The sequence below is a fragment of the Shewanella kaireitica genome (assembly GCF_023284045.1).
In the GTDB taxonomy this organism is placed as follows: domain Bacteria; phylum Pseudomonadota; class Gammaproteobacteria; order Enterobacterales; family Shewanellaceae; genus Shewanella; species Shewanella kaireitica.
The window spans coordinates 57880-77745 of the sequence record NZ_JAKIKQ010000011.1 but is presented as its reverse complement, the minus strand read 5'-3'; the positions used below and the strand labels follow the sequence as shown (position 1 = coordinate 77745).

Annotated in this window: 20 protein-coding genes and 1 other annotated feature; of the genes, 14 read left to right on the top strand and 6 right to left on the bottom strand. The window is 44.1% G+C overall.

Annotated features, from left to right (window positions below):
- Nucleotides 1–225 precede the first annotated feature (225 nt).
- Nucleotides 226–335: a sequence feature (Trp leader region), on the top strand.
- Between the two features lie 120 nt (nt 336–455).
- The 6 genes from L2730_RS14070 to trpA all read left to right on the top strand — a co-directional run bounded on the left by L2730_RS14070 (nt 456) and on the right by trpA (nt 7307).
- Nucleotides 456–2027: an anthranilate synthase component 1 gene (locus tag L2730_RS14070; RefSeq protein WP_248975172.1), complete on the top strand. Its 1572-nt coding sequence runs from the start codon at nt 456–458 to the stop codon at nt 2025–2027.
- A complete protein-coding gene (locus tag L2730_RS14065; RefSeq protein ID WP_248975171.1) occupies nt 2024–2662 on the top strand; it encodes an aminodeoxychorismate/anthranilate synthase component II in 639 nt (212 codons plus the stop codon). The genes L2730_RS14070 and L2730_RS14065 overlap by 4 nt, the downstream gene beginning before the upstream one ends.
- Entirely contained in the window at nt 2659–3711 is a 1053-nt protein-coding gene (gene trpD / locus L2730_RS14060) for an anthranilate phosphoribosyltransferase (protein WP_248975170.1), read from the top strand. Before L2730_RS14065 ends, trpD begins: the two co-directional genes overlap by 4 nt.
- A 52-nt stretch (nt 3712–3763) precedes the next feature.
- On the top strand, nt 3764–5182 hold the full coding sequence (gene trpCF / locus L2730_RS14055; protein WP_248975227.1) for a bifunctional indole-3-glycerol-phosphate synthase TrpC/phosphoribosylanthranilate isomerase TrpF: 1419 nt from the start codon (nt 3764–3766) through the stop codon (nt 5180–5182).
- 105 nt (nt 5183–5287) lie between these two features.
- Nucleotides 5288–6505, top strand: a complete 1218-nt coding sequence (trpB, locus tag L2730_RS14050) for a tryptophan synthase subunit beta (RefSeq protein ID WP_248975169.1) — start codon at nt 5288–5290, stop codon at nt 6503–6505.
- Nucleotides 6498–7307, top strand: coding sequence for a tryptophan synthase subunit alpha (trpA, locus tag L2730_RS14045; protein ID WP_248975168.1), 810 nt, complete (start codon nt 6498–6500; stop codon nt 7305–7307). The genes trpB and trpA overlap by 8 nt, the downstream gene beginning before the upstream one ends.
- A gap of 85 nt (nt 7308–7392) precedes the next feature.
- On the opposite strand, the gene L2730_RS14040 is transcribed toward trpA, so the two are convergent.
- Nucleotides 7393–8355: an integron integrase gene (locus tag L2730_RS14040; protein ID WP_248975167.1), complete on the bottom strand. Its 963-nt coding sequence runs from the start codon at nt 8353–8355 to the stop codon at nt 7393–7395.
- Between the two features lie 322 nt (nt 8356–8677).
- Here L2730_RS14040 and L2730_RS14035 point away from each other — a divergent pair, with 322 nt between their 5' ends.
- From L2730_RS14035 to L2730_RS14020, 4 genes are all read left to right on the top strand, one after another.
- Entirely contained in the window at nt 8678–8992 is a 315-nt protein-coding gene (locus L2730_RS14035; protein ID WP_248975166.1) for a hypothetical protein, read from the top strand.
- Between the two features lie 116 nt (nt 8993–9108).
- Nucleotides 9109–9381: a hypothetical protein gene (locus tag L2730_RS14030; RefSeq protein ID WP_248975165.1), complete on the top strand. Its 273-nt coding sequence runs from the start codon at nt 9109–9111 to the stop codon at nt 9379–9381.
- Between the two features lie 107 nt (nt 9382–9488).
- The gene (locus tag L2730_RS14025; RefSeq protein WP_248975164.1) at nt 9489–9965 is read left to right on the top strand and encodes a hypothetical protein; all 477 of its coding nucleotides are present in this window, start codon (nt 9489–9491) and stop codon (nt 9963–9965) included.
- 41 nt (nt 9966–10006) lie between these two features.
- Complete coding sequence (locus L2730_RS14020; protein ID WP_248975163.1) at nt 10007–10342, top strand: ankyrin repeat domain-containing protein; 336 nt, start codon at nt 10007–10009, stop codon at nt 10340–10342.
- Between the two features lie 257 nt (nt 10343–10599).
- Here L2730_RS14020 and L2730_RS14015 read toward each other — a convergent pair whose 3' ends face one another.
- Nucleotides 10600–11577: a transposase gene (locus tag L2730_RS14015; RefSeq protein WP_248975162.1), complete on the bottom strand. Its 978-nt coding sequence runs from the start codon at nt 11575–11577 to the stop codon at nt 10600–10602.
- 182 nt (nt 11578–11759) lie between these two features.
- A complete protein-coding gene (locus L2730_RS14010) occupies nt 11760–12728 on the bottom strand; it encodes a dihydrodipicolinate synthase family protein (protein ID WP_248975161.1) in 969 nt (322 codons plus the stop codon).
- 304 nt (nt 12729–13032) lie between these two features.
- On the opposite strand from L2730_RS14010, the gene L2730_RS14005 reads away from it, so the two are divergent.
- The 4 genes from L2730_RS14005 to xthA all read left to right on the top strand — a co-directional run bounded on the left by L2730_RS14005 (nt 13033) and on the right by xthA (nt 15418).
- Complete coding sequence (locus tag L2730_RS14005) at nt 13033–13407, top strand: SpoIIAA family protein (protein WP_248975160.1); 375 nt, start codon at nt 13033–13035, stop codon at nt 13405–13407.
- Nucleotides 13408–13750: 343 nt separating this feature from the next.
- On the top strand, nt 13751–14296 hold the full coding sequence (locus L2730_RS14000; protein ID WP_248975159.1) for a septation protein A: 546 nt from the start codon (nt 13751–13753) through the stop codon (nt 14294–14296).
- On the top strand, nt 14296–14595 hold the full coding sequence (locus tag L2730_RS13995) for a YciI family protein (protein WP_220736167.1): 300 nt from the start codon (nt 14296–14298) through the stop codon (nt 14593–14595). The genes L2730_RS14000 and L2730_RS13995 overlap by 1 nt, the downstream gene beginning before the upstream one ends.
- Nucleotides 14596–14611: 16 nt before the next feature.
- Nucleotides 14612–15418 carry an exodeoxyribonuclease III gene (gene xthA, locus L2730_RS13990; protein WP_248975158.1) on the top strand — a complete coding sequence of 269 codons (807 nt, stop codon included), beginning with the start codon at nt 14612–14614 and terminating at the stop codon, nt 15416–15418.
- 70 nt (nt 15419–15488) lie between these two features.
- Here the strand turns inward: xthA and L2730_RS13985 are convergent, their stop codons facing one another.
- From L2730_RS13985 to L2730_RS13975, 3 genes are read right to left on the bottom strand one after another with little or no spacing between them, the layout of a single operon-like run.
- On the bottom strand, nt 15489–16730 hold the full coding sequence (locus L2730_RS13985) for a hypothetical protein (RefSeq protein ID WP_248975157.1): 1242 nt from the start codon (nt 16728–16730) through the stop codon (nt 15489–15491).
- Between the two features lie 9 nt (nt 16731–16739).
- Nucleotides 16740–19094: a bifunctional diguanylate cyclase/phosphodiesterase gene (locus tag L2730_RS13980; RefSeq protein ID WP_248975156.1), complete on the bottom strand. Its 2355-nt coding sequence runs from the start codon at nt 19092–19094 to the stop codon at nt 16740–16742.
- Nucleotides 19091–19828 carry a cupredoxin domain-containing protein gene (locus tag L2730_RS13975; protein ID WP_248975155.1) on the bottom strand — a complete coding sequence of 246 codons (738 nt, stop codon included), beginning with the start codon at nt 19826–19828 and terminating at the stop codon, nt 19091–19093. Before L2730_RS13975 ends, L2730_RS13980 begins: the two co-directional genes overlap by 4 nt.
- Nucleotides 19829–19866: the final 38 nt, after the last annotated feature.

The following is a 19866-nucleotide window of genomic DNA, read 5'->3' as shown; positions in this document are numbered from 1 at the left end:
TTATAGAAAGCGACACACTTTGCTGCACTTTGTGAATAAAGCATGATGAATTCACATAAATTTTACGCTAACCGCCTGCGATATCGGTCAGATCTGCTTTTTTCATTATCTTTTCTCAAAAAGAGCAATATTCAATTGACAGCCTTTGTCTGCAAATGTTTTTATATAGCCACGACAACAAACTAGATTGAATTTTAAATGACACAGTTTACAACTTTCCAAAACATTAATTGGTGGTGGCACTTCCCAAATTAGCGGGTGGTGTGAAATTCTGTGCTCAATCAGTTTGAGACAAGATTCAACAAAAAAGCCCGCACAATTGCGGGCTTTTTTGTATCTAAACAACAGCGGTAACGTTTTATACAAAACCCACAAGCAGCAGGCTCTTGATTTTTAAGTATTAAAAAGAGATATAACAATGAATAACCCATTATTCCCTACGGCAGGAGCTTAGCATGACAGTAAAAGATATCGCGAAAGTCATGACTAATAAACAGTCACTCGCTTACCATGACGACCCGCTGCGCTTGTATCAGCATGTGACCAATGACGCGCCACATACGATGTTGCTTGAGTCAGCAGAGATAGAAAGTAAAGACCATCTAAAAAGTATTATTTTGACCCACGCAGCAATGATGATCCGCTGTGATGGCTACCAATTAACTTTTACTGCTTTCACCGATAATGGCCAAACGCTACTGACACCAATTAAAGCCTTTTTTACCAAGCACTTTGCCGCGGTAGAAATCGAACAAGCCTCCACAACAGCGTTAACCGTTAAGCTTTGTAAAGACAGTACACAACTGGATGAAGATGCCCGCTTAAAAGCCACCTCGCCGCTCGATGGCCTGCGTATGCTGGTGCAGCACATTCGTTGCAGCGATACTCCCGCTTTCGAAGACCTGTTTTTAGGGGGGGTGTTATCCTACGATTTAATCGATACTGTCGAGCCACTGCCGTCTGTCCCAGAAGGCGATAACAGTTGCCCTGACTACCTGTTCTATCTCGCTGAAACGCTGATTTTAGTTGATCACCAGCAACAAAGTGCCGACATCATTACCCATCAGTTTGCAGTAGCCAATGCAGCAATAACAAACACGCTTGCTACGCGCATGGATGAGTTACAACAAAGCTGCACCACACTCACCGCTATCGCAGAGCTCAAAACCATTGATGCTGACACTCAAGTTAATATCTCCGATAGCGAATTTAAGCAAACCGTTAATGATTTAAAGCAGCACATTGTTGCAGGCGATATCTTCCAAGTAGTGCCATCACGTAGCTTCAGTCTGCCCTGCCCCAATACACTCGGCGCCTATCGTGCACTTAGACTGACCAACCCAAGCCCTTACATGTTTTACTTTAGAGGCGAAGGTTTCACCCTCTTTGGCGCCTCACCTGAAAGTGCACTTAAATATGAAGCCAGTACCAATCAAGTTGAGATCTACCCTATCGCAGGCACCCGTAAACGCGGTAAAACAGCCAATGGTGAAATAGATTTTGACCTTGATAGCCGTAACGAGCTCGAACTTCGGCTTGATAAAAAAGAGCTATCAGAGCACATCATGTTAGTTGATTTAGCCCGTAATGATGTTGCCCGCATCAGCCAAAGCGGCACTCGCAAAGTGCCAGAACTACTCAAAGTAGACCGTTACTCCCACGTGATGCACCTCGTTAGCCGGGTCACAGGTCAACTGAGAAACGATTTAGATGCGCTACATGCTTATCAAGCTTGTATGAACATGGGCACACTAACCGGCGCACCTAAAGTTAGCGCAGCGCAGTTAATACGCGGCGCCGAAAAAACTCGCCGTGGTAGTTACGGTGGCGCGGTGGGTTACCTCAACGGTTTAGGCGATATGGATACCTGTATTGTTATTCGCTCCGCTTTTGTCAAAGATGGCACCGCTTTTATTCAAGCAGGCGCTGGAGTGGTGTTTGACTCAGATCCACAAGCCGAAGCCGATGAAACCAGACAAAAAGCCCAAGCCGTCATTTCAGCCATTAAAATGGGAGGTGGATTATGAAGATCTATTTACTCGATAATTTCGATTCATTTACCTATAACCTTGTCGACCAATTTCGTAGCCTTGGCTATGAAGTTATCATCTACCGCAACGATGTAGATGCAGACTTTATTGCAGGCAAGTTACTCAACGAAACTACGCCAGCCGCCTTGGTGTTATCACCAGGACCCGGCGCACCCCACGAAGCGGGATCGCTAATGACATTGATCAGCAAAGTGGCAGGAAAAGTCCCCATGCTAGGGATCTGTTTAGGCCATCAAGCATTAGTTGAACATTATGGCGGTAAAGTGGAGCGTGCCCAGCAAGTGGTACATGGCAAAGCCAGTCCTACTACTCACAATGGACAAGATATTTTCGCTGATCTGCCCTCGCCCTTGCCGGTTGCTCGCTATCACAGCTTAGTGGCAACGCATGTTCCAGCGTGTTTAGAAGTGATTGCCACCACTGAAGATATGCCAATGGCGATAATACACCGCCAAGACAAAGCGGTCGGCTTTCAGTTTCACCCAGAATCAATTCTCACCACCCTAGGCAGCCAGTTATTAGTGCAATCACTGGAATACTTGGCACAATCTTTAGCGCAGACAGCGACCACAAAAGAAGCAACACTTGACGTAAAAGGACAAACATCATGAGCCAACTAATCGACAATGCCCAACTGCTAGAGTCACTTTACCGTGGTGAAAGCTTAAGCCGCCAAGATGCTAAAACGCTGTTTAGTACTATCATTCAAGGCGAAATGAATGAAGTCACCATGGCTGGAATGTTGGTTGCGATGAAAATGCGCGGTGAGACTATCGATGAGATATCAGGTGCTGCAGATGCACTTAGAGCCGCTGCAAAACCGTTTCCGGCTCCAAGTGAAACAACTGTCGCCCAAGGGATTGTCGATATTGTTGGCACCGGCGGCGACGGCCATAACACCATTAATATCTCTACCACTGCAGCCTTTGTTGCCGCAGCAGCAGGCGCAAAAGTCGCTAAACATGGTAATCGTAGCGTGTCGAGTAAATCGGGCTCATCCGATCTGCTGGCGCAGTTTGGTATCGATTTAACCATGGCACCCGAAACCGCCCGTGACTGCCTTGATGACTTAGGTTTGTGCTTTTTATTCGCGCCCCACTACCATGGCGGCGTGGCTCACGCAGTCCCTGTGCGCCAAGCACTAAAAACACGCACTCTGTTCAATGTACTGGGGCCGCTTATCAACCCATCACACCCCGAATTTATGCTATTAGGCGTTTACAGCCCAGAGCTTGTTGCGCCTATCGCACAAGTCGTAAAAGCGCTTGGCATAACACGCGCCATGGTGGTACATGGCAGCGGACTCGATGAAGTCGCCCTGCATGGCGATACTTTAGTGCACGAGCTAAAAGATGGTGAAATTAGCGAGTACCGTATCACACCAGCAGATTTAGGGGTCCCCGAGGCAAAGTTGAGTGATTTAGAGGGCGGCGCGCCAGAGGAAAATGCCGAATTTACACGCGCTATACTGCAAGGTAAAGGCCGCACGGCGCACATGAATGCCGTTGCCATTAACGCAGGTTGCGCCCTGTATGTTGCTGGTGTTTGTGATTCAGTCAAAGCCGGCACAGCATTAGCGCTGGCAACCATTGAAAGTGGTAAAGCCTTCCAATTGCTAACAGCGCTCGCCGATGCTAGCCAAGCAGCAAAAGGAGTTTAGCGTGAGCCAACTAACGAACATAAACAACGATAGCGATGTAAGAGACACCCCCATGGCCAGTGACACCCAAGCGAAAGAGAGCAATGTGCTCACTAAAATTGTTGATACTAAAGCCGCTCATATGGCAGCCCTAAAGCTGCGGTTTCCCGAAGAGAGCTTATCACCAAAGCAGTCAGACAGAAGTTTGTATGATGCACTGAAAGTCCCCAACGCAGGCTTTATCTTAGAGTGTAAAAAAGCCAGCCCATCAAAAGGGTTAATCAGAGACGTATTTGATGTCGATGCCATCGCCGATGTATACAACCAATACGCTGCAGGGATCTCAGTGCTCACCGATGAGCAGTTTTTCCAAGGTGATATGGATTATATTCCAAGAGTACGTGCCCGAGTTAAGCAGCCTATTTTGTGTAAAGACTTCTTTGTCGATACATACCAAATCAAACTCGCGGCGCACCAAGGTGCCGACGCCATTTTGCTCATGCTTTCAGTACTTGACGATAACCAGTACCAAACACTCGCAGCAGAAGCGGCAAAGTATCAGTTAGATATTTTAACCGAAGTCAGCAACGAAGCTGAATTGACCCGTGCCATTGCGCTAAATGCTGCCATCATCGGCATCAATAACCGTAACCTGCGCGACTTGTCGACCGATCTCGCCACCACCGAAGCGCTAGCGCCGCATATTCCTGCAGACCGCGTGGTGATCAGCGAATCGGGGATCTACAACCAAGCACAAGTGCGTCGGTTAGCACCATTAGTTGACGGCTTTTTAGTGGGCAGTTCATTAATGGCTGAAGATGACTTAGATTTAGCCTGCAGAACATTAACCTTAGGCCACAATAAAGTGTGCGGATTAACTCGTATCGAAGACTTAATCGAAGTGGCCAAAAATGGCGCGGTGTACGGCGGACTTATCTTTGCACAAAAGTCGCCACGAGCAGTGACTAAGGCACAAGCACTTGAATTGGTTACAGCATTAAATGCCACGACTTATAAACTCAATTTAGTGGGTGTTTTTGTTAACGAAAATAGTGATGAAATTGCCGCTATTGCAAAGCACTTAGGTCTTTATGCGGTGCAACTGCACGGCGCAGAAACCTCGCTTGAAATTGACGCACTAAAACAGGCACTGGTAAAACAAAACAGCCAATGCCAAGTTTGGAAAGCAGTGGCTATTGATAGTAACAATAACAGTGCCGAGGTCAATGTACCCAGTAACGCCGACCGCATCTTGTTCGACAGTAAAAGCGATGGTCAATTTGGCGGTACAGGCCAAGCCTTTGACTGGCAACAGTCACTCCCTAATCGCAGCGACGCGCTGCTCGCTGGCGGTTTAAGTGCAGATAATGCAGAACAAGCTGCTAGCCAAGGGTTCTACGGGCTCGACTTTAACAGCGGCCTCGAGCAAAGCCCAGGTATAAAAGATCATCAACTGATCAGCCAAACTTTTGCCAAGTTACGTCAATACTAGAGCCACCACTAACGACAGTACTAGTTACGGTGCGAATAAATCGAATCCCACGCGATGCTAACGTTATTAGCATCGCGTTAGAAATGAAAGATAAAGGACCATATTATGAGTAAGTTAAACCCCTACTTTGGGGAATACGGCGGCATGTACGTACCACAGATTTTAATGCCTGCACTAAAACAGCTAGAAACAGCCTTTATCGAAGCGCAAGAAGATGAAGCGTTTCAAAAAGAGTTTACCGATCTGCTTAAAAACTACGCAGGTCGTCCAACAGCGCTCACGCTTACCCGTAATCTCAGCCCTAACCCACTGGCTAAGATCTACCTAAAACGTGAAGACTTGCTCCACGGTGGCGCGCACAAAACTAACCAAGTTTTGGGGCAAGCCTTGCTCGCAAAACGTATGGGTAAGAAAGAGATCATCGCCGAAACAGGCGCAGGCCAACATGGTGTTGCCACCGCGCTTGCTTGTGCACTACTCGACTTAAAATGCAAAGTGTATATGGGCGCAAAAGATGTTGAGCGCCAGTCACCTAACGTATTTAGAATGAAGCTAATGGGCGCAGAAGTTATTCCTGTTACTTCAGGTTCTGCCACCCTAAAAGATGCCTGTAACGAAGCAATGCGTGACTGGTCTGCCAGTTACGACAAAGCACACTACCTGTTAGGCACAGCAGCGGGACCACACCCGTTCCCAACTATTGTGCGTGAATTTCAGCGCATGATTGGTGCAGAAACTAAACAGCAGATCCTCGAACGTGAAGGTCGTCTGCCCGACGCCGTTATCGCCTGTGTCGGCGGAGGCTCAAATGCTATTGGTATGTTCGCCGACTTCATCGATGAAGAGGAAGTGGCATTAATTGGGGTTGAACCCGCAGGTAAAGGTATCGATACCCCAATGCATGGCGCACCGTTAAAGCACGGCAAAACCGGCATATTCTTTGGTATGAAAGCACCATTGATGCAAGACAGCGAAGGTCAAATTGAAGAGTCTTACTCTGTATCAGCTGGTCTCGACTTCCCATCTGTTGGGCCGCAGCATGCACACCTTGCCGCAACGGGCCGTGCAACTTACGAGTCAGCAACTGATGATGAAGCATTAGAGACATTCCAACTACTCGCCCGTAGTGAAGGAATTATTCCTGCGCTAGAGTCAGCGCATGCACTTGCTTATGCCGTCAAGCTTGCCAAAGCGGCCACCAAAGAGACCTTACTAGTCGTCAACTTATCCGGTCGTGGCGACAAAGACATTTTCACCGTGGCTGACATTTTAGAAAAGCAACAAGCAGACAGCTCAACAACTGAGGAGAGTGGCAATGAGTAATCGTTATCAGGCAGCCTTTGCCGCACTAGATAAGAAAAACCAAGGTGCATTTGTCCCCTTTGTCACTTTAGGCGACCCATCACCTGAATTGTCTTTAAAGATAATCGATACCTTAGTAGAGAATGGCGCTGATGCGCTAGAGCTTGGCTTCCCATTTTCTGATCCTCTGGCCGATGGCCCGGTGATCCAAGGTGCTAACCTGCGCTCACTCGCCGCAGGTACAACGCCGTCGCAATGCTTTGACATGCTAAGCGCTGTGCGCGCTAAATACCCAGACTTACCAATTGGTTTGCTGCTATACGCCAACCTGGTTTACGCCAATGGCGTTGACGTTTTTTATGCCAAAGCGCAAGCCGCGGGCGTTGATTCCGTGCTTATCGCCGATGTGCCAGTAGAAGAAGCCGAGCCATTCATTACATCGGCAAAAGCGCATAACGTCGCGCCGATATTTATCGCACCACCCAATGCTGACAGTGAAACACTACAACTTGTGAGCGATAAAGGTGAAGGTTATACCTATCTGTTATCGCGCGCAGGTGTGACCGGAACAGAATCAAAAGCCGGCATGCCAATCACTGATATTCTAAACCGCCTGAAAGAGTTTAATGGCGCACCGCCGCTACTGGGCTTTGGTATTGCAGAGCCAGCACAAGTGAAAGCCGCCATTGATGCAGGAGCAGCAGGCGCGATTTCAGGCTCAGCGGTCGTTAAAATCATTGATGCCAACAAAGACAATGAAGCGCAGTTGCTAGCCGCACTTGCTGAATTTACTCGCAATATGAAGGCCGCGACGGCAAGGTAAAGGCGAACGCCTAGCTCCTCACAATACCAAAAGCACGGCAACTCAATAGCTGCCGTGCTTTTTAATGTTTAATTTCCAAAATTTTTCAAGAGTCGAACGGACTCACTACACCACTGGTATGAGTACCAATAACATGAGTATAAATTTGTGTTGTTTTAATATCTGTATGCCCCATTAACTCTTGTATTGTCCGAAGATCATAGCCCTTTCTCAATAATGCTGTTGCAAAAGAATGCCTAAACGTATGCGCCGTTACGCGCTTATCAATGGCCGCTTTCTTCGTCGCGAGACGTAACGCCTTTGAAAATGCCGTAGGGTGAATATGATGCCGACAAATATATCCATCGCTAGGGTGAATACACCGTCTTGTTGCAGGGAAAAAAAATTGCCAATGGAATTTTCTAGCACTTGCTCCATACTTTTTAATTAGAGAAATTGGCAACGCGGCCATACCAAACCCAGCTTTATAATCCTTATTGTGTATTTTCCTTACTTTCTCAATTTGCAATTCTAGTGGCGATATAAGTTCATTTGGCAGAATACAAACCCTATCTTTTTTGCCCTTACCTTGGTGTATAAAAATTGACTTATTGTTTAGATCAATATCTTTTACTCGTATCCGCAGTGCTTCCTTTAACCTTAGTCCTGCTCCAAACAAGATAGCAGCAATGAGAAAATGATCCCCCGACATCTGACCAATAATTTGTTTAGCTTCCTCTGTAGAAAGGACTTGAGGTATCCGCTTTGGGGCTTTTGCATAGGGGAAATCTAACCCGGACGTATCCATCTTCAGTACATAACGACACGCAAAAACAATGGCACATAATGCTTGTTTTTGTGTGCTTGCCGAAACATTGCATTGCTCAGCGATATAACATAAGAACTGACCAATTTTTGAGGCTGAAATCTCTGAACCATGGCTGATCTGACAGTAATTAATGAAATATCGATTCCAGTACAGATATGACTTCTCAGTTTGATAGCTGTAATGACGAACTCTTATTTCAGTTCTAATAGCACTAATGTAACCGGACTCTTTAATAGTCACCTCAAAAAACAACTGTATATATATACAGGTATAATTGAAAGTGACCCAAAATACCAATTATCACGCAAATAAAGATGCCAAAAACAGTACTGCTAGGCATCGATAATTATTTAACATTTAACAAAACCGATAAAAATCAAAACCATAGGAAATGTAAAAAAGTGATACACGGACCCATTGAACAACCTAGGCTCTCTTTCTACGCAGCCAACAAGGCAATTTCTATCACTTCATTGTAGAAATTATCTATTTACAGCAATGTCTTAGCAGTGATAGTTTGTTACAAATTAAACGAGTTGCCGAGAACGTTATCGAGCGACTAATGAATAAGCTGTTAGGTATCAAAGGAAGTTTTGTGACAAAATTGGAATTTGCCGAAAAATTAGAGAAATATCAAAAAAAACAAATCAGATCTAAATGGGAACATTTTATTTGGGGGATAGTTTTAATCGCTTTTGCTTTTTTTCCAAGCATTGTGCCATTTTTAAATGGCAATAGTTACCACATAATTTCAACTGCATTTGCTATTTTAGCTGGTCTTAGCTTAAGGAAAGCATGGGATATTAAAAGAGGTACTGAAGAGCACGAGCTTTTAATCGATGCACTAGAATTAATTAAAGCGAAAAGTGATACCTAACAAGTCGTTCAAGCGGGACTCGTAACAGTTGGCTCGGTTTCGCTTCGCTTCACATTTTAGCCAACTATTTCTCGCCCCTTAACGAGGCGTTAGGTGTTTAATGGGTATGAGTTCAAATGGTTGATAATGATTTAGAAAAAGGTAATCAAAACTGTGTAAGGCCGATCTTCAGGCTTCTCACTGGCTCTCTTTGTTTGCTTGGCCTTTATGGTCTTTATTTAACTTTCGTCACTCAATATTCAATGATAACTACTTTAGGATTCAGTTTTTCTGTTGTCTTTTCTGTTATTTTATCTGGATTATCAGGTTTACTCATGTTTTCTATTTGGGTGTATATCTCAGGTTATATCACGATTAATGGAAAACTACCTCGACGTAAAAACACCTAACAAGGCAATCAAAAGGACTAAAAAAAGTTGGCTACCGTTCGTGCCTCACTATTTTAGCCAACCATTTTTAGCCTCTTATTGGGGCGTTATATTTTCAGGAGGGTTCGGTGGCTGTCTGGCAAGTAACAATCGATTTTATTCCCCTCCAATGGGTAGTACAAAACGGATTCAAAACTGAAGAATTATATGGTGACGATGGTTTTGATCCATCTTGCACTTGGATAGATCAACAACCTAGAGATAACTTCGAAAAAGTTTTCGACGCTATATTACCTAGATACGAATCTTGGTCAAAAGACTTAACTCTTTGGGGCGATACTAAAACTAATGATATTAGTGTTTGGCGTGATGATGCTAATGTTTCCTCAATAGACTTCAGATTAGACTTACGTGAAAACAATGTAAGCCTAATTAGTTCCCTCGTCGATTCGGCTATATCACTAAATTGCGCCTTATTTATACCAGGGCAACACGTAATAATTAGACCTAATATATTTGAGTTAAAAAAGTATATTTTACAATCTAGCGCAGCGAAGTATGTAAATAATCCTGAAGCATTTTTCAATAATGCAGAGTCAGAGTAATGAAAATATAACAAGCTGTTCAAGCGGTACAAGGATAGTCAATGAGATCGCTCCCGATTTTGAAGCCCAATCCACCTGAACAAAATATCGATTTAATTCGCTGCTCTATGAGCGGTAATTTATCTGGTGTCCAAAATGCTATCAATAGTGGCTCCGATATCAATATTATTGATGCTAACGGAATCTCAGCTCTAAATGCTGCAAGTATGGCTGGTCACCTTGATATAGTTAATTTTCTCGTTTCAAACGGTGCAGATCTCACACTTAAAGATCAACTTGGCTATGATGCATATCATTCAGCTATGTTTTATGGCGACTTTAAAGGTTTAAAAACTGAGCCTTTTAATACAATAATGTCAGTGGTAAAGTACATATAACAAGCTAATTAATAAGGACAAAAAACAGTTGGCTAAATACATTAGCCAGCCATTATTAATCAACAACATAGCAGACACTCACCAAGCATATCGAAGACGGCTTGATTCCTCGCCTCTAATCTTCGCCCAACACACTAATAGGCTACGCGAAGTAGACCCTAAGAACGTAAAACAGACACGTATAGTTAGTTTTTCGGTAAGGAAGGTTAACTCTGTCAATTTGACTGAGGAACGATGTGGTAAGTGACGATTTGAATTTAGCTGGTGGGAATATACCGACAACTACTTGAGAAGTGTCGCCTTCGTTTATTCAAATGCTCACAGTAGTGACTAAACTCTTGCAATGTGCCTACAGGACCATGAAACAGTTGGCCAAATTCAGTGACGATTTTTATCCAGTTTGCTGTCGGGATATTTAGCCGGTCAAGTATGTCACTAGCCTTTGAATCGATGGCCCCACGTTTGTCATCTCGAATGGCTCGGCCTGTCTCATCTACCAATACAAGGTAGTCTTGCAGTGAGAAAGCTATACCTTTGGGTTGATTAGCGCGTTCATTACCAACAAACGATAAAAGACTTTTGGGTTGCTCACCTAATAGTGCTGCTTTCACTCTGAGCTTGATACTAGTGAAATCTGATTGCTCGGGTGTACTAGCTATTTGGGCTCGAATCGGGTTGAGCTCCACATAGGCCATGCAAGCCAATACTGCTGCTTCATCCAGTAAAGCTTGAGACTTAAACCGCCCTTCCCAGAAATGGCCTGTGCAATTGTCTTCTAAGTTGGCTTGTCTCGCAATAGGCTCATTGAGGCACCGCATAAACCAACTAATATCACTTAGCCTTGAGCGATAGGTAGCTATTAGATGTTTAAGCTGGGCAACAGCATACTCTTCAATCACTTCGCCCTTGGCAAATTTCTGTGTTAGCCCTGTGCCATTAAATAGCTTATGCCATTGCAACACCACATCTCTATCTGACCAGGCATTAACCTGTCCTACGTCAACGTGCAGCACAAGATGAAGGTGATTACTCATCACAGCATAGGCGGCAACATCTATCGAAAATACCTCCGTTAGCTTCAATATTTGCTTTTCAACCCAATCACGGCGGTGATCATAGTCCTTACCTGTATATTTGTCATAACCACACAGAAAGGCCCGCCGCACTACACGACTGCAACAATGATAATAAGCGGTATCTTCCAAACTAATGAGGGTTCGTCTTGGCCTTGGCATGCAACCTCCTTGTTAAATGCTCAAATCAAGCATAGTAGCAGGTCATCATTTAGGCCATTAACCATGGCTGTCTCGATGTTTTTTATGGCTGTCTCGATGTTTTTCTTCAAGTGAAAATCCGAAGACAGCCACAAAAAAGCCCCGGCAAAACGGAGCTTTCTTTTTTTGAAAATTTGAAAGAATTAGCCTATTAAATCCAAAGCTTCAAGTCTTTCTTTTGCTAGAATATATCTTGCGCGAACATCATCAATTTGCTGTTGAGTTAATGTCTTACCAAAGGTACGAAGGCCTCCAGTAGCGTCATTATGGTGAATACCAAAAGCAAACTTAAGGTATTCCATAAGCAACGGCTGTGCATCAAGATATGATATGGAATTCATAGCCTGAGAAATTTTGTTTGCCTCAGCCCATTCGCCATTATTAACATACTCCTGCATAGTGACACTCGCTTTTGGGAATATACAACCTACGCCTGTAATTCCACCGCATGCCCCCGCAAGTCCAGCGTGTACAGTTACAGTGTCAACACCTGCCAAGATTTTTAACTCTTTGTTCTCTAACATCAGCGTTTCAATAGTCGAAACATCTGTAGTCGAAATTTTGAGAGCTGTTACTTCAGGCAGAGCAGCAAGTCTTCTAAGAATATCTGTTGAAAGTGCGTGATATCCGGCTGCATCAGGGTTGTTATAAGGCATAATGGTTACGCCAGCCTCTTTTGCAGCTATGGCAGACAGCTCATAGTACGCATACATCTCTTCGTCAGAAGGAACTTCCTTAGTTTTTGGTGGCATCACCATTACGGTATCCACTCCAACCGTCGCTAGTTCTCTAACGATTTCGGCAAGCTCTTCTTTAGTTTCTGCCGCTGCGCCACTGATCAACGGGACATTGTATTCTTTAGCTACTTCAGAAAGGGCTTTAAGTGCAGATAGACGCTGCTCTGAGCTTAGGTAGCTATTCTCACCTAGAGTACCAGAACCGACAAGTCCACCCATTCGGCTTCCGCCTTTGCCTTGAACTTTTAAAATATCTGCAGCGTATTTTTGTGTTGCATCAAAGTCAATTTCAAGGGCACCAGATTCTGACTCTTTTAGCCATGTAAACACGGCCGGCATAACGGTGTATCGCCAATCTGAACTATTCGTTTCCATCTTATTACCTTTTACTTAAAAATTATTTTGCATACATTATACATGGCGCATTATACCAGTTAAATAACTTTGGGAAAAGCGGGAGATTTATTGGGTTACGCCGCCAGAGACTTAAGTTAACGCTCTAAGCATATTACACGGCAAACTTCAGTTGTTCTCTGAAATCAGAGGCCCCCACATTAGCCTCCGATGATTAATCAACAAAGCGATTTCAGCTGTAAATTAACATTTAGCTGCTATGCTTTATCTTGATGGAACAGAGCACTATTCTAAGCTGTTAGCTAAACATACAGGAGTTAATTTTATGCTGAACATTGAGATTGATGTACCGAACGCCATTGCCATGCTTTCCCCAGACTCAAGCCTCTCTGAAGCTGATTTTAAAAAGGCGACTAAAGTCATTGATCCCTTCATTGAGCAACATGGCAAACTGAACGGGCTGATCATCTCTGTAGAGAGCTTTCCTGGCTGGGACTCTTTTGGCGGCCTTTTATCCCACTTAACTTTTGTAAAAAATCACCATAAAGAGATCAAAAATATCGCTTTGGTGACAGACTCTTCGCTTAGCTCAATTGCTGAAGATATCGCGAGTCATTTTATATCCGCGAAGGTAAAAGCTTTTAAGTACCATGAGCTCGATTTAGCTAAAACTTGGATCATTTCAAATACTGATGAGTAGCCTAATGCTTTATTTTTTATGGCGTACTAAAACTAGGCGTACCAGTTTTACAAAGTGCCTACGGAAAGAAATCGGTGACTATTGATTACTATTGATGGCTGGTTTTAACAGTGAATTACAATCGGGGGTGACCTCTCCCCCCAGTTTTAGCTCAACTCCCCCACAATTCATAACAAATAGTCATCTTAAAATGTGCAGCTTCGCGGCAATTTTGTAACCCTAATGTCGCCTAACTGAACAGCAGTTTACCGCGGCGCTCAAGTTAAGCGGTTAAACTTTTGCGTTGTTAGCTTGCATGCTACACTCAGCCTCACTTTTATGAATTGATAATTGATATTACCCTATGAAACAGTTGCTCGACTTTTTGCCTCTGGTTATCTTTTTTGCCGTATATAAATTTTTCGATATCTACATCGCCAGCGGCGCTTTAATTGCCGCCACCGCATTACAACTTATTATTAGCTACATGCTATATAAGAAGTTAGAAAAGATGCACCTCATTACCTTTGCGATGGTCACTGTATTTGGTTCATTAACCCTCATTTTGCATGATGATTCCTTTATCAAGTGGAAAGTCACTATCGTATACGCCTTGTTTGCTATTGCATTAGCTGTCAGTCAGTTTATGAACAAGCCAATTTTGAAAAGCATGTTGGGCAAAGAACTGGTTGTAGAAGACAAAATTTGGGCGCATGTCACTTGGTATTGGGTACTGTTTTTTGTCGTCTGTGGCTTAGTTAATATCTATGTTGCCTTTAGTTTGTCGCAAGAGACTTGGGTTAACTTTAAAGTATTTGGCCTAACCGCCCTAACCCTTATTAATACCGTGCTCACTGTATTTTATCTATTTAAAAGCATGTCTGAAGAAGATAAGAAGGAACTCAAATAATGTGGTACATGATTTCGTCGCAAGATATTGAAAATAGCTTAGAAAAACGTCTATCTGTTCGTGCAGATCACCTTGCTCGTCTGCAATTATTAGCTGATGAAGGCAAGTTATTGATTGCAGGTCCACATCCAGCGATTGATAGCGAGAATCCAGGCGAAGCGGGCTTTACTGGTTCATTGGTCGTTGCTGACTTCCCCTCTCTTGAAGACGCGCAGCGCTGGGCTGATGCCGACCCTTACATTGCTGCTGGCGTTTACCAAAGTGTTATCGTTAAACCATACAAGTTAGTGTTGCCGTAAATAAAAGGACTCAACTGTGAAGATTGTTTCATTTAATATCAATGGATTGCGTGCAAGATTGCATCAGCTGCAAGCCTTAATTGATAGCCACCAGCCAGATGTGATTGGTTTACAAGAAACCAAAGTACACGATGAGGCTTTTCCACTCGCTGATGTCGAAGCCATGGGGTATAAAGTGCATTATCACGGCGGAAAAGCGCATTACGGTGTGGCTATGCTGTCTAAGGCTGAGCCGTTAAAAGTTCAAAAAGGCTTTCCAACCGATGATGAAGATGCCCAGCGCCGAATGATTATGGGCACCTTTATGCAGGAAAACGGCCGTCAGTTGACCGTGCTAAATGGTTACTTCCCTCAAGGCGACAATATCAGCCATGAAACAAAGTACCCGGCTAAGCGTAAGTTCTATAAAGACTTAATGCTTTATTTAAATGAACATCATAGCGCTGATGAAGATATTGCCATTATTGGTGATATCAACATCTCTCCAGTCGATTTAGACATTGGCATTGGTGAACCTAACGCTAAACGCTGGTTGAAAACGGGTAAGTGTAGCTTTCAACCAGAAGAGCGTGAATGGCTTAAGACATTGATGGACTGGGGCTTAGTTGACACCTTCCGTCAATTGCACCCTACTCGCAGTGAGCGTTACTCGTGGTTTGATTACCGCAGTAAAGGTTTTGTTGATAACCGAGGCCTGCGTATAGACGTGGTTTTAGCGACAAAATCACTGGCAGCACGTTTGGTAGAATCAGATGTTGATTACGATCTACGTGGTATTGAAAAGCCATCAGATCATGCGCCGATTTGGAGCAGCTTTAGCTAGTTTAAGCCGCTTTTAAACTAAAAGGATGCCAGCTTTAATGCTGGCATTTTTGTACCTGTCTTTAACCCAACTAAAAATAGTAACGACTAGCCAGTTGCCACTGCTGCTCCAACAACTCAGCACTCGCGCCCTGCGCTACCCGTGCTGGACGCTCGGAATCGATAAGGTTATATTCGCCCTGTAAAAACCAGCCTTTTCGTAGCTGATAAGCATATGAAACGCTATAGGTTTGGCCACTTTCACTGTTGTGGTCATCAAGTGTATTATCGTTATCTATTACAGCAAAATCTTCCAAACGCACTGTTAGTCTATGGGCTTGCCAGCGCTTGCTAAACAATAAATAAGCACTGTGGTAGTCGTTATCAACCACCACCATGCCTGTAGGTGATCGCATCATGGTATCGCCCTGCAGGTATTGACCGATAAAATCAATACCGTTCGGTAAGCGCCACTTGGAGCCCACATAGGCAAAACGAGTTAACCATGCATATTGCCCCTGTTTTACCACGCGGGTATCGGCATTATTGTTATAGTATCCAGCATTTACTTTGCCCTTGCCTCGCCACTGCCAATTGCCACTGACGTGATATCCTAGTCGGTTATCAAGTTCAATAAACGGATCAGACTCTGCAGCTTGACCTGCTAGCATGCCGCCGTTGTTACGTGCAGGAATAGCACTTAAAGGGATCTGTTCTTGCCAAAGCGTCTGCCTGGAACTGAGTGTCCAGCCGTGCCACGCCAGCATGGCTCCGGTGGTGTCATTATTGATAAAAGTCTCTAGATTGAAACCAACGTCATGTGCCGATTGGGAGAACTTACCGAGACGTTGCAAACCTATGTTTGCGCCAATATGCCGCACCTCTTCGGCCAACCAACTATTGATTGCTGAGTAACTTAAGGTATAAGGGGATGACCATGCAGTGGCGATGTTTTCCAGTGAAATGTGAGGATAAATAATGCCCGTTTTTGCGGTAACTCTAAATCCATTGTCCCAAGGTAAGCTTTTATAACTGATGTAGGCCTCTGTGATGCCTGCATTGTCTTTCACCCCATCCCAATAAGCGTTAGCGACAACATGTGCCCCTATGCCATTATCCCAAGTCGCTTGATAACTTAATCCACCTTGAGCTAGTGACACTTGTGTTTCGGGGTTGAACCTAAATTTGCCTAAGCCACCGTCAACAAAGGAGCGCAGCCCGTCAGTTGTGGTTGCACGTACATCAACTATCCCCGATACCTTCTGCTCAACGGCGTAGACGCCTTGAGTTAAACATAGGCTTAATACTCCGAGTATCCATACTGTAGTATTCATCTGTTCTTCTTATTCGTGAGTTGGAAATTCAGCGAGCCACTGACTGAGTGCATCCGCATCTATTGGCCGCGATAGATAATAACCTTGTGCCATTTCGCAACCTCGTTGCTTTAACCAAGATAACGTCGCCTTATCCTCAATCCCCTCAGCAACAACCGTTAAGCCTAAACTATGAGCTAGCTGCAGGGTCGAATTGACGATGGTTCTATCATCACCATTGATCATCAACTGCTGAATGAAAGAGCGATCTATTTTGAGTTCATCGACTGGTAGCTGTTTAAGCTGTGCGAGTGAAGAATAGCCGGTTCCATAATCATCAATCGATAACTTAAGACCGTATTGGCGCAAAACGCTTAACTGTTTGATGGCTGTGGCAGGATCGGCTACCACTGCGTCTTCTGTGATCTCTAAGGTTAACGCTTCAATAGGCATGTTCTGATCGGCAATAATGTCTAGTACCCATTGGCAGAAAGACTCATCTTTTAGGTTTTCTGCTGAAATATTTATCGCAATTGCCAGCTCAATATCCTGACGTTTCCAGCGATGATACTGCGCTATCGCCTCGACCATAACCCAACGAGTTAAGGCATTCATTTGGCCTGTTTTCTCTGCTATGGGAATAAATGTATCGGGCGGAATTAAGCCTCTAACGGGATGCTGCCAACGAACGAGGGCTTCAACATGGGTGACTTTACCTAAACCGAGATCGAGCTTAGGTTGGTAAAAAAGCACCAATTCATTATGCTCAATGGCCGATTTTAACTCATTGATCAGTTGTAAACGCTCCAAAGTATTAATGTCAATTCGTGAGTCATACACTTGGTCGTCAAGTTTATGCTTTTTAGCATGATGTAATGCAGTATCGGCTTGTCTGAGTAAGGTGACTAAATCCGCTGGCGGATAATAAAATGCAGTGCCTACGGTGACTTGCAGGTGCAAGTTAATATCTTGGTAAAGGTACTCTCGCTCAATATTACGTTGTAGTTGCTGCAGTACGTCTTTAAGCGAATTGGCGTCGAGATTTTTAAAAGCCAACACATACTCATCGCCCGATAAGCGACACACTAAATCGATACCTGTCATGGCAGTTAATCGGCGCCCTACCTCTTTAATCACTTCATCACCAACCACGTGGCCTAAGGTGACATTGACTTCAGTAATACGGCGAATATTTATCAAGCAGATCGCCACATTCTGCTGCGACTCAAACCAGCCCGCAGTGACTCGCTCAAGTTCATTACGATTGGCAAGGTTTGTCAACGGGTCATGGTAGGCTTGAAAAGCAATCTTGCTTTCTCGACTAAGGATCGCTTGTTGCATCACAGTAAACTCTTCGGCGAGTTGCATCATCTCGACACTGCTGCCGACTGAGACCTTGCTGTGGTAGTTGCCTTTAGCAATATACCTCGCCTGCTCCACCAGTTTTTTAATCGGTTTAGTGACGCTGCCAGAGATCATAAAGGCCAGTAACATTGATAAAGGCAGCATCAGTAATATGAGCCCAAGCTGCCATAGCCACTGTTTTTGAAAGGATTGTAAAAGATCAGATCTCGGTTGGTACATGTATGCATGTAGATCTTGCTCAGCCATACTGCCAAGGTATTGCTGCCATAACAGGTAATCGGTGTTGTCTAAGTTACTTTCAACAAACCGTAATACTGCTGCGCTATCCTTCGCAGCCATTGTCGATTGACCACTGACTAAAAATCGGCTTGGAGCGCCTTTTTCTGTTAACAAAAAACCCGTATTAAGCCCAGTCAATTGCTGCAAGGTACCCGCAAGTGCTTCATCAATGACAAAACCAAAGCCGACCCAACCTATCACTGTGTTGCCACCACTGGTTAGCGGCGCAAACTTAATTTGGTAAACGCTGCTTTCTAACGCGTATAGCGAATCTATTTGCTGAAAAGCACTGTCTAGTGAATAACGAAAAGTTTGGTTTTGCTCCGGACCTAAGCTCACCTTTTTCACACCCGCTTTGTTGTATTGGTTTATCAACTGCCCGATAACTTTGCCATCGGCTGCAACCGCTATGGCCAAGTCAGCATTAATGCGTTTGCGGTGATTATTGAGTGCCACTAAAAAGCTACGGCTATCACCATCAATAAAAATATCTTTCAAGCCAAAGTCTTTCGCCGCGGTTTCAGCGAAAGCTGATAAATAGTAGTTACGGTTATCGTATTCTGATTTAAAGACTAATTGCGCCACTTCTAGCTGATTTGTAAGCTGCTGTGCTGCTAGGCGTTGATTATTGTTGTAAGTGACCACAAACGAAATCATCTGCACCGCGAATAACAGCAACATAAAAAAAGCGAAAATACGGATCTGCAATCGATTCATTTGCTTAAAGAAGCCGTATTTCATTCGTAGCCTTCCAAAAACTCAAAGTCATCAAGGCTTTTTTGCTCAGGGATTTGGCCCATTTCAGCATTGAGCGTTGCAGTAAAAACTAACGGCTTATCATTTTTGTGGATCTTAAAAACTTGTCGATGGTTTGGGCTATTGAGCTGCGGGTGCCAAACAAACAGTTCATACTCTCCAGCAGGAATATTATTGAGCTCTGCAGTGCCATTTACGCTTGTTGCGGAGAAATATGGCGTATCAACCACCAAGATATGACCGCTCATCCAGTCGTGGATATTACATCCCATCGAGATCTGGCCTGTTTTGTCAAAAACCATGGTTTTGGTGGCATCATCTTGGCGTAATTTAAACGAAAACCGCTTGGGTCCAATTGCAGAATAAATATGGTGGGTTATATCATCATCGTTAACAAACTGCAGCTCATGACCTTTTTGAACCACAGTAATATAGGGAGTGAATTGTTTATCTTTTTGATGAACTTCAACTGGCTCTGCCACCCCTTGCGCGCCTTTTAACAAGTTATTAGTGCTATCTACGTCTTTTGCTTGCAGATAAACAACCATGTTGTCCATAGCGCGCGCGTTCCCATCCATCACCTTTATAAGTACTTTTTTGCTTAACGGAACAGAGGCTGTTTCTGCAGCAAATACCTCTGTTGAAGTCTGCATTAACAGCACACCTAAAGAGCACAATGCAAACAGTGCAACGGCGAAAATCCGAGTGATGACATCCATATTGTTTCTATTCCATTTCAAGCGATAGTGATAAATAA

What these genes read in the sequence shown, in the direction of transcription:
- L2730_RS14070 (WP_248975172.1), top strand. Translation starts at nt 456, where the DNA reads ATGACAGTAAAAGATATCGCGAAAGTCATGACTAATAAACAGTCACTC.
- trpD (WP_248975170.1), top strand. Translation starts at nt 2,659, where the DNA reads ATGAGCCAACTAATCGACAATGCCCAACTGCTAGAGTCACTTTACCGT.
- L2730_RS13980 (WP_248975156.1), bottom strand. Translation starts at nt 19,094, where the DNA reads ATGAAATACGGCTTCTTTAAGCAAATGAATCGATTGCAGATCCGTATT.
- trpA (WP_248975168.1), top strand. Translation starts at nt 6,498, where the DNA reads ATGAGTAATCGTTATCAGGCAGCCTTTGCCGCACTAGATAAGAAAAAC.
- L2730_RS14015 (WP_248975162.1), bottom strand. Translation starts at nt 11,577, where the DNA reads ATGCCAAGGCCAAGACGAACCCTCATTAGTTTGGAAGATACCGCTTAT.
- L2730_RS14065 (WP_248975171.1), top strand. Translation starts at nt 2,024, where the DNA reads ATGAAGATCTATTTACTCGATAATTTCGATTCATTTACCTATAACCTT.
- L2730_RS13975 (WP_248975155.1), bottom strand. Translation starts at nt 19,828, where the DNA reads ATGGATGTCATCACTCGGATTTTCGCCGTTGCACTGTTTGCATTGTGC.
- L2730_RS13985 (WP_248975157.1), bottom strand. Translation starts at nt 16,730, where the DNA reads ATGAATACTACAGTATGGATACTCGGAGTATTAAGCCTATGTTTAACT.
- trpB (WP_248975169.1), top strand. Translation starts at nt 5,288, where the DNA reads ATGAGTAAGTTAAACCCCTACTTTGGGGAATACGGCGGCATGTACGTA.
- L2730_RS14030 (WP_248975165.1), top strand. Translation starts at nt 9,109, where the DNA reads ATGGTTGATAATGATTTAGAAAAAGGTAATCAAAACTGTGTAAGGCCG.
- L2730_RS13995 (WP_220736167.1), top strand. Translation starts at nt 14,296, where the DNA reads ATGTGGTACATGATTTCGTCGCAAGATATTGAAAATAGCTTAGAAAAA.
- L2730_RS14035 (WP_248975166.1), top strand. Translation starts at nt 8,678, where the DNA reads ATGAATAAGCTGTTAGGTATCAAAGGAAGTTTTGTGACAAAATTGGAA.
- L2730_RS14000 (WP_248975159.1), top strand. Translation starts at nt 13,751, where the DNA reads ATGAAACAGTTGCTCGACTTTTTGCCTCTGGTTATCTTTTTTGCCGTA.
- L2730_RS14010 (WP_248975161.1), bottom strand. Translation starts at nt 12,728, where the DNA reads ATGGAAACGAATAGTTCAGATTGGCGATACACCGTTATGCCGGCCGTG.
- trpCF (WP_248975227.1), top strand. Translation starts at nt 3,764, where the DNA reads ATGGCCAGTGACACCCAAGCGAAAGAGAGCAATGTGCTCACTAAAATT.
- L2730_RS14005 (WP_248975160.1), top strand. Translation starts at nt 13,033, where the DNA reads ATGCTGAACATTGAGATTGATGTACCGAACGCCATTGCCATGCTTTCC.
- L2730_RS14020 (WP_248975163.1), top strand. Translation starts at nt 10,007, where the DNA reads ATGAGATCGCTCCCGATTTTGAAGCCCAATCCACCTGAACAAAATATC.